Annotated in this window: 13 protein-coding genes; 9 read left to right on the top strand and 4 right to left on the bottom strand. The window is 67.9% G+C overall.

Translation table 11 applies throughout. The features are described 5' to 3' along the window. Nucleotides 1-37: 37 nt before the first annotated feature. Entirely contained in the window at nucleotides 38-835 is a 798-nt protein-coding gene (locus ACX12F_RS25575; RefSeq protein WP_459367063.1) for an SDR family NAD(P)-dependent oxidoreductase, read from the top strand. A 25-nt stretch (nucleotides 836-860) separates the two neighbouring features. Continuing rightward, entirely contained in the window at nucleotides 861-1,619 is a 759-nt protein-coding gene (locus ACX12F_RS25570) for a glucose 1-dehydrogenase (RefSeq protein WP_459367062.1), read from the top strand. A gap of 38 nt (nucleotides 1,620-1,657) precedes the next feature. Here the strand turns inward: ACX12F_RS25570 and ACX12F_RS25565 are convergent, their stop codons facing one another. Next, on the bottom strand, nucleotides 1,658-2,275 hold the full coding sequence (locus ACX12F_RS25565; protein WP_459367061.1) for a TetR/AcrR family transcriptional regulator: 618 nt from the start codon (nucleotides 2,273-2,275) through the stop codon (nucleotides 1,658-1,660). 275 nt (nucleotides 2,276-2,550) lie between these two features. Here ACX12F_RS25565 and ACX12F_RS25560 point away from each other — a divergent pair, with 275 nt between their 5' ends. The 4 genes from ACX12F_RS25560 (at nucleotide 2,551) to ACX12F_RS25545 (ending at nucleotide 7,046) form a co-directional block, all read left to right on the top strand. Next, nucleotides 2,551-3,225, top strand: a complete 675-nt coding sequence (locus ACX12F_RS25560) for a peroxiredoxin-like family protein (RefSeq protein ID WP_459367060.1) — start codon at nucleotides 2,551-2,553, stop codon at nucleotides 3,223-3,225. A gap of 77 nt (nucleotides 3,226-3,302) precedes the next feature. Then, nucleotides 3,303-4,304, top strand: coding sequence for a permease (locus tag ACX12F_RS25555; protein WP_459367059.1), 1,002 nt, complete (start codon nucleotides 3,303-3,305; stop codon nucleotides 4,302-4,304). Then, complete coding sequence (locus ACX12F_RS25550; protein ID WP_459367058.1) at nucleotides 4,301-4,966, top strand: TIGR03943 family putative permease subunit; 666 nt, start codon at nucleotides 4,301-4,303, stop codon at nucleotides 4,964-4,966. The genes ACX12F_RS25555 and ACX12F_RS25550 overlap by 4 nt, the downstream gene beginning before the upstream one ends. Continuing rightward, entirely contained in the window at nucleotides 4,923-7,046 is a 2,124-nt protein-coding gene (locus ACX12F_RS25545) for a RecQ family ATP-dependent DNA helicase (protein WP_459367057.1), read from the top strand. The genes ACX12F_RS25550 and ACX12F_RS25545 overlap by 44 nt, the downstream gene beginning before the upstream one ends. Here the strand turns inward: ACX12F_RS25545 and ACX12F_RS25540 are convergent. Both ACX12F_RS25540 and phoU read right to left on the bottom strand, forming a co-directional pair. Further along, on the bottom strand, nucleotides 7,039-7,707 hold the full coding sequence (locus ACX12F_RS25540; RefSeq protein ID WP_459367056.1) for a GNAT family N-acetyltransferase: 669 nt from the start codon (nucleotides 7,705-7,707) through the stop codon (nucleotides 7,039-7,041). The genes ACX12F_RS25545 and ACX12F_RS25540 overlap by 8 nt on opposite strands. 102 nt (nucleotides 7,708-7,809) lie before the next feature. After that, entirely contained in the window at nucleotides 7,810-8,454 is a 645-nt protein-coding gene (gene phoU / locus ACX12F_RS25535; RefSeq protein WP_459367055.1) for a phosphate signaling complex protein PhoU, read from the bottom strand. 277 nt (nucleotides 8,455-8,731) lie between these two features. On the opposite strand from phoU, the gene ACX12F_RS25530 reads away from it, so the two are divergent. After that, nucleotides 8,732-9,208, top strand: coding sequence for a hemophore-related protein (locus ACX12F_RS25530; protein ID WP_459367054.1), 477 nt, complete (start codon nucleotides 8,732-8,734; stop codon nucleotides 9,206-9,208). 59 nt (nucleotides 9,209-9,267) lie between these two features. Here the strand turns inward: ACX12F_RS25530 and ACX12F_RS25525 are convergent, their stop codons facing one another. Next, on the bottom strand, nucleotides 9,268-10,164 hold the full coding sequence (locus ACX12F_RS25525; RefSeq protein ID WP_459367053.1) for an IclR family transcriptional regulator: 897 nt from the start codon (nucleotides 10,162-10,164) through the stop codon (nucleotides 9,268-9,270). A 165-nt stretch (nucleotides 10,165-10,329) separates the two neighbouring features. On the opposite strand from ACX12F_RS25525, the gene ACX12F_RS25520 reads away from it, so the two are divergent. Beyond that, nucleotides 10,330-10,851: a hypothetical protein gene (locus ACX12F_RS25520; RefSeq protein ID WP_459367052.1), complete on the top strand. Its 522-nt coding sequence runs from the start codon at nucleotides 10,330-10,332 to the stop codon at nucleotides 10,849-10,851. A gap of 109 nt (nucleotides 10,852-10,960) precedes the next feature. Next, entirely contained in the window at nucleotides 10,961-12,088 is a 1,128-nt protein-coding gene (locus ACX12F_RS25515) for a hypothetical protein (RefSeq protein WP_459367051.1), read from the top strand. The last annotated feature ends 1 nt before the right edge of the window (nucleotide 12,089 follow it).

Raw genomic sequence — 12,089 nt, 5'->3', positions numbered from 1 at the left:
GGGTCCGGGTCAGCACGATGGGGAATGGAGTAGGGATATGCACCTGAGGAACAGCCGGGTCCTGGTCACCGGCGCCAGCCGCGGTCTGGGCAGGAACATCGCGCAGGCGATGGCCCGGCGCGGTGCTGAGGTCGCGCTCGTCGCCCGTAACGCCGAGCAGCTCGCAGCGCTGGCAAAAGAACTGGGCGGCAAGGCATATCCCACCGACCTGATGGATCCGGCGGCGGTCGAAGCGCTGATCGGCCGGGTGGAGGCCGACGGCCCCATCGACGTCATCGTCAACAACGCCGGTGTGGACTGCGTCGGCCGCTTCTACCAGGCGTCGTCCCAGGACGTGCGAGACCTGTTGCAGGTCAACCTGATTGCCCCCATGGAGTTGTGCCGCCAGGTGATGCCGCTGATGATGAAGCGCGGTCGAGGCCACATCGTCAACGTCTCCTCGATGGGCGCCATCTCCACCGGGCCGGGCGTCACCCTGTACGGCGCCTCCAAGGCCGGGCTCAGTCACTTCACCGCCGGCATCCGCTCCGAGCTGCGCCAGAAGCCGGTCAACACCACGCTGGTGCAGATCGGTGAGGTCAAGACCGACATGATCGACCACATCCGGTCGTTCGGGCCGGCCCGCCGCACCATCGAGCGGTCGCTCAAGTTCCGGATGATCCCGCAGCAGCCGCTGGACGCCGACATGGTCGCCGAGGCCATCGCGGATGCGGTCGAGCACGAGAAGAAACACGTCATCCTGCCCAAGCGCATCGCGGCGATGGCCTACCTCACCGAGACTCCCCGCCGGGTCTCGGAGCTCATGCTCACGGGCATCGACCAGGACGGCGACTAGTCATGGGTGGCGGACGGGAGGCACAGTGGATCTGACGGGCAAGGTCGCGATCATCACGGGCGCGGCTCGCGGTCAGGGTGAGGCCGAGGCGCGGCTGTTTGCCGCCCGCGGCGCGAAGGTCGTGCTCACCGACGTCCTGGTCGAAGAAGGGGAGGCGGTCGCCGCGTCCATCGGCGCCGCCGCCCGCTTCCAGCGCCACGACGTCGGTAACGAAAGTGATTGGCGGACAACGATCGAACTGGCGTTGAGCGAGTTCGGCCGGATCGACGCGCTGGTCAACAACGCGGCGATCTGCACCGTCGAACCTCTGATGGACCACACCGCCGAGTCGTGGGAACGGCAGTTGCGGGTCAACCTGATCGGACCGTTCCTCGGTACTCAGGCTGTCGTCGAACCGATGCGCGCGAACGGCGGTGGCTCGATCATCAACATCTCGTCGCAGGCCGGCCTGCAGGGGCTGGCCGGGTACAGCGCGTACGGCGCCTCCAAGTGGGGCCTGCGAGGCTTCTCGAAGGTGGCCGCAATCGAGCTGGGCCCCATGGGTATTCGGGTCAACACCGTCTACCCCGGCATGATCGACACCCCGATGGTGGCGCACCTGCCGATCGAACGTGGCCTCGGCGGTCACCCCGGCGCACCGCTGACGCGCGTCGGGTTGCCCGACGAAGTCGCCGAGGTGGCGGCCTTCCTGGCGTCGGACGCGTCGTCGTACATGACGGGCGCGGATCTCGCGGTCGACGGCGGCGCGAGCGCGGGCCGGATTCCGGTTGTCCCGACGGACTAGCGAGGGATCGGATTGCCCCGGCAAAATTGGCAGGCGGGTTACTTCACCCCTAAGCGGGCGAGGTACTCGATCATGGTGTCAATTGCCGCTTCGAACGGCGTGGCGTCGCGGCGGATCTGACTCAGCAGGAGTCCACCCTGAATTGCGGCCAGCATGGCCATCGCGAGCTGGTCTGTGTCCGTGCCGGCGGGTAGTTCGCCTCGGGCCGCGATGACAGCCAGCCCGTCGCGAATCAGGTGCTCCCACTGATTGAATGAACGCGCCAGGTGAGCCCGGGCGAGCGGGTCGATTTCGGCGAGTTCGTTGGCCAGTGTGCCGATCGGGCAGCCGCCGACGCCGCCCGCCCGGCGCACTGTTTCGACCAGGATGTCGCGCCACCGGTACAGATCACGCAGGCTTTCGAGCCGGTCCAGCCCGAGACGCTGGACGGCGAGCACCTGGTCGGTCTGGAAGTCGATGACGGCCGCGACCAGTTCGCCCTTGTCGGCGAAATAGTGATACAGCTGTGAGGTGCTGACCGCAGCGGCTTCCTGGATGTCCTCGATGGTCGTGCGGACTACGCCGCGCTGAAACATCAGGTCGGCAGCGGCGGCCACGATGCGCTCGCGGGTCGCGCGGCCTTTGGCGGTCAGCTTCTCGACTGAAGTCGGCGGCATCCGGGTGACCTTCCTACGTGTAGCACCGGCACGCTCGTGAGGTCCACGCTCGTGAGGTCATTGCACCGTCCAAGAAATGGAGTGTCAACTCCAAAACCTGTGGGGGTGCGTGCTCGCGGGTGGGCGGTACCGGGTTGTGGCGCGAGGTCGCGGTCGGCGACTTCTGGTTTTGGAGTTGACACTCCATTTTTGCGGGATCAGGCTCGAGAAGTCTCAACTCGAACTGCTGCCAATGTCCTTGCGCGACAAGCTGGCACGCCTTGAAAGGATCTCGTATGACCACCGCTGATGCTCAGCCCGCCACCATCGCCGACCGCGTCGATCAGATGCGTCGCGACATGGCGGGTCATCTCCCCGAGGAGGTGTCGGCAGTCTTCGCTGCCGAGCAGGCTGTCCTGGACGCCCGCGGAATCCCCGCGAACATCGCTGCTCCCGGAGACACGGTGCCCGACGTGCAGTTGCTCGACGTGCACGGCGTACCAACCACTCTCGCGGCCGCGCTCGACGGTCGCCCGGCGGTCATCGTGCTCTATCGAGGAGCATGGTGCCCGTATTGCAACCTCGCCTTGCGGGCATACCAGGAGACCCTGGTCCCACAGCTGCAGCAGCGGGGTATCCCGCTGCTGGCGCTGAGCCCGCAGAAGCCTGATGGTTCGCTGTCGGCGCAGGAAAAGAACGAGCTGACCTTCACGGTGTTGTCCGATCCAGCGAATCAGCTGGCCACCGCGCTCGGGGTGCTCACCGCACCCACGGAGGGCTCCCGGACCGCGCAGCGCGCACTGGGTCTGGATCTGACCGCCGTCAATGCCGATGGGGGCTTCGGAGTACCCATGCCGACAGTCGTGATTGTCGACGGCGCGTCCACGATCCGCTGGATCGACGTGCATCCCAACTACACCACGCGCACCGAGGTGGCCGACATCGTGGCCGCGGTGGATTCGCTGAACTAGCCGGCAGTCGGCCGCCTGCGGCGCGGCGCCCTTCGCATCGACACCGGATTGTCAGACTGCCCCGGCAAGATGGGCACATGGTCGGGGACGAATCCACACTGGCGCCGGATCGGCGACGCCGGGCCGGGTCGATGGAGCTGCTGCTCGTCGGCCTCATCGGCCTGGCGCTGTCCGGCTCGTGGGTCAGCGGCCTGCTGACCGACCACGCGCGCCTGGCCACGGCGGCCACGGTGTTCTGTGGGGTGTTCGTGCAGGCCTTGCCCTTCCTGGTCCTGGGCGTCATCGTCAGCGGCCTGGTGGCTGCGTATCTCACTCCGGAACGGCTCGCCCGCTGGTTGCCGCGCCGCCCGGCGCTCGCAGTGGCGGTGGCGGGCATCGGCGGCGCCGCGCTGCCCGGGTGTGAGTGCGGGTCGGTGCCGGTGGCGCGCCGGCTGTTCAGCCGAGCGACGGCCGGGGCCGCCCTGACCTTCATGCTGTCGGCGCCCGCGATCAACCCCGTGGTGCTGGTGGCGACGGCGGTCGCGTTCCCCGGGCAACCGCAGATGGTGGTGGCACGCTGCGCGGCCTCGCTGCTCACCGCGGTGGTGATGGGCCTGCTGTGGCAGCGCTGGGGCCGCACGGAATGGGTGACGCGGACGCTGCCCGCTCATCACGACGAGGATGCGTCCCGGTTCACGGTGTTCACCGAGGCGGCCCGGCATGACTTCCTGCAGTCCGCGGCCTATCTGGTGATCGGCGCCGGCGCCGCGGCCGTACTGCGCGCCGCCGTCCCGCCGTGGGTGTTCGAGCACGTCGCCGGCAACCTGGTGGTGGGCGTCGTCACCATGGCGTTGCTGGCCGTGGTGCTGGCGCTGTGCTCGGAGGCCGACGCGTTCGTCGCGGCCAGCCTGACCATGGTCCCGCTGGTGCCGCGACTGGTGTTCCTGGTGGTAGGTCCGGCAGTGGACGTCAAATTGTTCGCGATGCAGGCCGGGGTGTTCGGCCGGCCGTTCGCGGTGCGTTTCGCGCCGGTGACCCTGGTGGTGGCGACTGCGTGCGCGACGGCCATCGGACTGCTGCTGCTCGGGGGCGCGCAATGAGTCGGGAAACGCAGAACATCCTGGTGCTGCTGATCGGGCTGAGCACGGGGCTGATCGCGGTGAAGGGCACCTACCTGAACTTCGTGAAACCGGCGCTGCTCCCATGGCTGCTCGTGGCGGCCGTCCTGCTGGTGGTGCTGGCCGCGGTGTGCCTGCTGCGCGACCTGCGCCGCGGACCACCGGGTGGCCACCACCACCGGGGGTCGCTGGCGTGGCTGCTGCTCATCCCGGTGGCGCTGACCGCGTTCGTCACCGTGCCGCCGATGAGCGCCGTCGGCGCCGAGACGGTCACCGCGGCGGTCGCGCCGCCGAAACGGGCTTTCCCTCCGCTGCCGGCCGACGGCGCCGTGTCGTTGCCGGAGGTGGTGTTGCGGGCGGCCGCGGATTCCACGAAAAGCCTTGAGGGACGGACCATCACTGTCACCGGATTCACCATGGGTGACGATCTGGCCAGAGTCGTCATCGTGTGTTGCGCCGCCGACGCGCAGCTGGCTCGCATGCACCTCACCGGCGCGGTCGGTCCGCACCCGAATGACACCTGGCTGAAGGTGCGGGGCAAGGTGATACCCGGCTCGTCCAGCCCGTCCACGAATTTCGTCCCGACCATGGAAGTGACAAGTGCCGACCCGATTCCCAAGCCCCGCAACACCTACGCGTACTGACGCGCAGGCCCTGCTCGAACAGCTCGCCGGCCCCGAGGCCGTCCTGCGCGACGACCAGTGGGTGGCCATCGAGGCGCTCGTGGTGCAGGGCCGGCGGGCGCTGGTGGTGCAGCGCACCGGGTGGGGCAAGTCCGCGGTGTACTTCATCGCTGCCAAGCTGCTGCGGGCTGCCGGGCGTGGTCCGACGGTCATCGTCTCGCCGCTACTGGCGTTGATGCGCAACCAGGTGGCTGCTGCCGAACGTGCGGGCGTCCGGGCTGCCACGATCAACTCGAGCAACGTCACCGAATGGGACGACGTGCACCAGCGTGTCGCCGCCGGCGACCTCGATGTGCTGCTGGTCAGTCCGGAACGATTGAACAATCCCGACTTTCGCGATGCCGTATTGCCGGCACTGGCCGCCGACGCCGGGCTGGTCGTGGTCGACGAGGCGCACTGCGTCTCCGACTGGGGCCACGACTTCCGTCCGGACTACCGCCGCATCCGCACGTTGATCGGCGAGTTGGGTTCGGGCATACCGGTGCTCGCGACCACCGCGACCGCCAACGACCGCGTGGTGCAGGACGTCGCCGCGCAATTGGGCGTCGGCGGTGCCGACAATGGGCCGGGTGGCGGTGGGGACACTCTGGTGCTCCGCGGCGGACTGGACCGGGAGTCGCTGCGTCTGTCGGTGGTGCACGCCGGGGGGCCCGCGCAACGTGCGGCATGGCTTGCGGCGCATCTGGATTCGCTGCCCGGCTCCGGCATCGTCTACACCTTGACGGTGTCGCAGGCCCACGACATCGCCGCGCTGCTGCGCGAGCAAGGGCACACCGTCGCGTCGTACACCGGCTCCACCGAGGCCGCCGAACGCGAACAGCTGGAAGCCGACCTGCTGAACAACCGGGTCAAGGCGCTCATCGCGACCTCGGCCCTGGGCATGGGGTTCGACAAACCGGACCTGGGCTTCGTCGTGCACCTGGGTGCGCCCTCATCGCCCATCGCGTACTACCAGCAGGTCGGCCGCGCCGGTCGCGCCACGTCCAGCGCCGAGGTGATCCTGCTGCCAGGCAAGGAGGACGCCGACATCTGGCGGTACTTCGCGTCCGTGGCCTTCCCGTCGGAAGCCCTGGTGCGCAAGGTGATCGGCGAACTCGAACCGGACCGGGCGCTGTCGACCGCGGCGCTGGAGCCGCTGGTCGACCTGAACCGCTCCCGGTTGGAGATGGTGCTCAAGGTGCTCGACGTCGACGGCGCGGTACGCCGGGTCAAGGGCGGGTGGACCAGTACCGGCGAACCGTGGTCGTACGACGAGGAGCGCTACCGGAACCTGGACGCCGCGCGGCAACGCGAGCAACAGGCGATGTTGGACTACCAGTGGACGACCGAGTGCCGAATGGTGTTCCTGCGCAGCCAACTCGATGACCCGGAACTCGACGGCAGTGGCTGCGGCCGGTGTGACAACTGTGCCGGTGCGCGCTACACCGCCGATGTCGACGCGGGGGCGGCATCGGCGGTGCGAGACCAGCTGATGCGACCCGGCGTGGAGATCACCGCGCGCAAGCAATGGCCAACGGGTTTGGGTTCCTTGGGGATTGGGCTCTCGGGTCGGATTTCCGGCGGGGCCGAGCCAGGCCGCGTCATCGGGCGGCTGACCGACCTCGGCTGGGGTGCGCGCCTGCGTCAACTGCTCGACAGCCCTGACGGCGAGGTGCCCGACGCTGTGGTGCAGGCCGCCGTCGCGGTCCTGAAAGCCTGGGACTGGGATACGCGTCCCGTGGCGGTGATCGGCCTGGATTCCGAGGGGCACCCGCAGCTCATCGGCTCGTTGGTCAACCGGCTGGCGGATCTGGGTCGGCTGCAGAACCTGGGCACGCTGCACTATCGGCCGCAGCGACGGCGGGTGACGGCCGCCAACTCCGCGTATCGAGTTGCGGCGCTGGTGGATTCGTGGGAGGCGCCCGCGTTGGACGTCACCGGACCGGTGCTGCTGGTGGACGATCTGGTGGACACCGGCTGGACCATGACGATGGCGACCCAGGCGCTGCGCGGCGCCGGGGCACCCGCGGTGCTGCCGTTCGCGATCGCATCGGTCAGCTGAGCCGCCCGGGCTGGTGCCGACCGAGTGCCAGTTGGTCGACCACCCCGTCGACACCCCGTAGTTGGATATCGTCGCGGCGCACTGTGTCCCACTGGTCGCGGGTCATCGTGAACTCGAGCATGGTGTCGAGGACACCGCGCCGCGACTGCCGCGACGATCCGGCGTGCGTATAGGGCAGCGACCGCGTGACCCCGAGCGACGCCGCGTTGTCGTGCCACGCGGCGGTGCGCGCAAGGTCGGCGTCGAATCCGGTGAAGATCAGGTGCAGCGCGGCCGCGCGCATCTCCCTGCCGAGGCCCTGTCCCTGATAGCGACGCCCCAGCCAGGAGCCGGTGGACACGATCCGTCGGGCCGGAAAGCCGTCGGCGGTCACTGCGCACACGCCGACGGGATCGCCGTCGACCATCACGGCCATCGGTATGTCCCAATGCTCCGTCGACACCTCGGCGCGGGTCTGCCGGAAGTACTTGACGGTGTTGCGCTCCAGCTCGGGGGAGACCGCGTCGGTCCACGGGACCGCGAACGGCATGGTGGCCGGGTCGTGGATGCCCTCGGCCGCCAGCTGGGCCAACCGGTCGGCGTGGTTGTCGGTCGCGTGGCACAGCTGCAGGGCCGGAGTGATCACCTCCAGTTCGGCCAGCGGCCACCGCGAATGCTGCACGCCCAATACCAACACACCCGCGTCAATCCGGGAAACGGAATATCCTCCGGCATCAAGTGCCCTGACCAGTGGCTTTGACGGGCTTCGCCGGTGCGGTTGGCGTCAATTCGGCCGGGTGCCGGTGGTCTGGTAGATGATGCGGTCCGCGATCTCGACCACGTGGTCGGCAAAGCGTTCGAAGTAGCGGCTGAGCAGCGTGACCTCCACCGCTGCGGCCGTGCCGTGCCGCCAATCCGGGTGCATCACAATGGCGAACAGGCGCTTGTGAATGTCGTCCATCGCTTCGTCCTCGGTGCCGAGCTGTGCCGCTCTTTCCGAATCTTCTTCGAGCACAATATGTTTCGCCTCAAAAGCCAATTCCGCGGCGATGCGGCCCATCTCGGTGAAGTGGCCGCGCACTTCGGCGGGTACGGCTGCCTCAGGGTAGTGACGGCGCCCGATCTGGGCGATGTGCGCTGCCAGGGCCCCCATGCGCTGGAGATCGGCCACGGTTCGCAGCGTGCTCACGACGGCACGCAGATCACGGGCCACCGGAGCTTGGCGGGCCAGGATCGTGAAGGCCTCCGCTTCCAGGGCAGCGGAACCGTGATCGATTTCGTGCTGGCGGTCGAGAACCTGTTCGGCGGCTTCTACGTCAGCGTGCAGCAATGCGCCGGCAGCCAGCTGCATCGTTGTCGCAGCAAGTTCGCACAATCCGGCGATACGGTCGTTGAGAGCGTCGAGTTGCTCGTGGAAAGCTGTCCGCACGAGCCATCAGCATAGAACGTCGACGGCGATTTTCATGACGGCTGTATTAACTATCAGCAAACTCGACTCGCAAGGCCTGGCGGATGGGCTGGGGATGTGGCGGCCGTGGTGGCTGTTCCTGCGGGCCGCGTGGAGCTAAGACGACACGGCTGCGATTGCCCTCGGCGAGTCGTTCTGAACTGCAGTTTTGTCCACTTGCGTAACACCAGCGCCGTAGTGAGCGAAGTACCTCCAGAGGCCGGGGTAGATCGATGCGGCCGGAACCAAGGAGGACTCCATGACTCGTGCCGTTACTTTCGGCCGTTCCACTCTCGGCTTCATTGCCCTGGGAGCCGCCTGCGCCGCGCTGGCCACCCCCCAGGTGCACGCTGATCCTGCGAGCCCGACGTCGCCGACCGCGTCGACTACCCCTGCGTCGACCACTCCTGCGTCGACCACCCCTGCGTCGACCACTGTGGCCCCGGCCGCCACCGTCGCCGACTGCAGCACCGCGACGCTGGCCAAGACCATCAGCTCGGTCACATTGCAGCTGTCGGACTACTTCGCCGCGCACCCGGATGCCGACAGCTCACTGCTGGATGCCACCCGCCAGCCGGCGTTCACCGCCATGAACCAGTTCGACGGTTACTTCAAGGAGCACCCGGACCAGGCCGACGCGCTGCGCGGCATCCAGGCTCCGCTGGCCGCGTTCAAGGACCGCTGCGGCCTGCAGGTGGCACCGACCGACGCGCTCGCTGTCCTGGGCGGCGTCTAGTCCTCACCCGCCGAATGTGAGCTTATGTGCCAATCCGGCAACGGATTTCGGACACAAGCTCACGTTCGGTCGGGCTGGGAGCCACCGAGCTGCGCCGTCAGCGCCGCAGCTGCGGCTACCAGCCCACGAGCCCGTTTACCGATCTCCGCGTCGGTCAGGGCCCGACCGATCTGGAGTGACAGCACCATCACCTGCCGTTGGTGATGGTCGAACACCGGCGCGGCGATGACGCTGATGTCGTGCTTGGTCCGCCCACTGGCCTCGCTCGGCAGGTACACCCGTTCGCCGATGTCAGAGACGAGTTCGCCCAGCAGGACCCGTAGTTCGTCGGGCAGGTTGCTCGACATGCCGGCCATCATGGCGTACAGCCGCCGCCCACCCGGTGTCAGTCGTTCCACGAGATAGCCTGATTCGCGGCACTCGGCGATCACCCGCTCCAGCCGGGCGCTGTCGGTGCGCAGCGGAATCGTCGGCTCCTTGGCCAGCCAGTCACGCACCGCGCGTTCGTCCCACAGCACGAACATGAGGCCGACCGGCGGGGCGAACGGATAGCTCTGCCCGACCTGCACCGGCTCCGGACTGCCTTGCGGTGCAACGAGTTCCAGCAGCGTGATGCGATCGTCGACCACCGCCGACAGTGCCGCTGTGGCATTGAACGCCTCGGAGAGCCGGCGCAGCTCTGCCCGCGCGGCCGGACTGATCCGCATGGACTCCTGCGCGGTGTGGCCAAGAGTGATCAGCCGCGGCCCCAGCCGGTAGGTCTTCTCGGCCGCATCGCGCACCAGATAGCCGGCTTCGGCGAGTGTGGTGACGATGCCCAGGCAGGTGGGCTTGCTGAGGTCGAGCCGACGCGCCAGCTCGGACAGCCCGAACTGTTCCTGGGGGTGACTGGCCAGGAAGTCCAGCACCGCCACGACGCGGGCGGTGGGCGGCGACGCGCGACCGGTGTCAGTCATGGCAAGGAATGTACGACATCGGTCCAAATATGGACCGTGACGGCGGGCCTGCTCTCCGCCGGCAGGCGCGTCTTCCAAACCGTCGCGCGAAAAAGTGTCCCTATCCCCGCCGAGCGCCCTCTTACCTGTGCGGGTTCAGATCGGCCCGCTTCGAGAGGAGCAACAATGACCACTTCGACCAATTGGTACCAGCTGCCTGCCGCTGTGCGCATCGGCGCGAACGCCGCCATCGGTCTGGCCGTGGCCGCGCTGGTGGCGGCGATCTACTACCCGGCCGGGCCGTCGTCGCATGTCGTGCTGGCGGCGGCCGCCGTCGTGTCTGTGGCGATGGTGTTCGCGGCGTTCTGGGGTGAACACCTGCTGCGCAGGGATTACGGCTCGGCCGCGCAGTACGGCGAGTTCGCGGCTGCGCTGAAGTCCGGCCGGCTGCCGGTGCGCATCGAACCCGCGGCATGGCGCGGGTGGCTGGCACGCAGTCGCACGCTGAACCTTCAGCGCATAGGTGCCGTGGCGCCGCTGGTGGTCTTCGCTGTGGTGCCGGCGTTGCGGGTGCCGACGACGGCGCATCTGGTGATCGCCGCTGTACTGGCCGCGCTCGCGGTGTGGTCGGTGGTGAAGTGGCAGGTCCAGCGTCGGCACATCGCCGTGCTGACTGCGGCGGTTGAGGAGCGCGCGGCCGGTCGGTGACGGCCTGCAGGGGGCGCCCTGCGGCATTGACGGCGACTGCAACACGTTCTACTCTTCAGTCGGAATATCTACCGATGCGTTCCAATATTGGAACGGAAGGGTGTGCCGTATGTTCTCACAGTCGTTCGTCGATGCCGTCGCCGAGGCCGAGCGCCTCGTCGCCGCGGCGCCGTTCATCGAAACCGAGGCCGACCTGCTCGAAGGCCTGCAGTACCTCGCCGGCTGTATCGCCTCGTGCACGCACGTCGCGTTCGATTTCGACAAGGACCACCCGTTCCTGCACAGTGGCACCGGCCCGTTCGAGAAGATGGGCCTGGACAATCCCGACACCATGTACTTCGGCACCCGCGTGCAGGCCGGCCATGAATACGTCGTCACCGGGCGGCGCGGCACCACCACCGACGTCAGCTTCCAGCTGCTCGGTGGCGAGTACACCGACGCCAACGTGCCGGACAGCGAGACCGCGTTCGACGACCGCAAGCTCGACATCGCCGAGGACGGCACATTCGAGTGGCGGTTCACACCGGCCACGCCGGCACAGCTGGTGATCCGCGAGGTCTACAACGACTGGTCGGCGCAGCGTGGTTGCTTCGCCATCTCCCGCACCGACACCGCGGGCACCGCGCCGGAGCCGCTGACCCGTGAGCTCATCGAAAAGCGGTACGCCGTCGCCGGGAAGCAGCTGGTGCAGCGCGTCAAGACCTGGCTGCAGTTCCCGAAGTGGTTCTACGACAACCTGCCGGTCAACACCCTGACCGCGCCGCGCCTGACCCCGGGTGGGCTGGCCACGCAGTACTCCTCCGTCGGGCACTACGAGATGACGCCGGACCAGGCCATGGTCATCACCCTGCCGGTGTCCGACGCGCCGTACCTGGGTTTCCAGCTGGGCAGCCTCTGGTACATCTCGCTGGACTACATCAACCACCAGACGTCGCTGAACGGCACTCAGGCGCAGGCGGATCCGGACGGCAAGATCCGGATCGTGGTGTCCGAGAACAACCCTGGCGTGACCAACTGGTGCGAGACGTTGGGCCACGCCAAGGGCTACCTGCAGTTCCGCTGGCAGCGGGTGTCCCGCGAGCTGACGGCCGAGGATGGCCCGACGTGCGAGGTCGTCGACCTCGATGAGGTGGCGTCGAAGCTGCCGTTCTACGAGAGCAACAAGATTTCGGACGAGGACTGGCGCGCGCGGATTGCGCTGCGGCAAAAGCTGATTGGCGAGAGGATGGTGGGCTGAA

It is taken from the genome of Mycolicibacterium sp. HS_4_1 (genome assembly GCF_054515875.1).
The sequence above is the reverse complement of the archived record's forward strand: the minus strand, read 5'-3'. Positions and strand labels throughout refer to the sequence as shown.

Bases quoted from the DNA above. Each gene is read 5' to 3' on its own strand.
- ACX12F_RS25555 (WP_459367059.1), top strand. From the start codon at position 3,303: ATGGTCGGGGACGAATCCACACTGGCGCCGGATCGGCGACGCCGGGCC.
- ACX12F_RS25575 (WP_459367063.1), top strand. From the start codon at position 38: ATGCACCTGAGGAACAGCCGGGTCCTGGTCACCGGCGCCAGCCGCGGT.
- ACX12F_RS25565 (WP_459367061.1), bottom strand. From the start codon at position 2,275: ATGCCGCCGACTTCAGTCGAGAAGCTGACCGCCAAAGGCCGCGCGACC.
- ACX12F_RS25515 (WP_459367051.1), top strand. From the start codon at position 10,961: ATGTTCTCACAGTCGTTCGTCGATGCCGTCGCCGAGGCCGAGCGCCTC.
- ACX12F_RS25560 (WP_459367060.1), top strand. From the start codon at position 2,551: ATGACCACCGCTGATGCTCAGCCCGCCACCATCGCCGACCGCGTCGAT.
- ACX12F_RS25550 (WP_459367058.1), top strand. From the start codon at position 4,301: ATGAGTCGGGAAACGCAGAACATCCTGGTGCTGCTGATCGGGCTGAGC.
- ACX12F_RS25530 (WP_459367054.1), top strand. From the start codon at position 8,732: ATGACTCGTGCCGTTACTTTCGGCCGTTCCACTCTCGGCTTCATTGCC.
- ACX12F_RS25520 (WP_459367052.1), top strand. From the start codon at position 10,330: ATGACCACTTCGACCAATTGGTACCAGCTGCCTGCCGCTGTGCGCATC.
- ACX12F_RS25525 (WP_459367053.1), bottom strand. From the start codon at position 10,164: ATGACTGACACCGGTCGCGCGTCGCCGCCCACCGCCCGCGTCGTGGCG.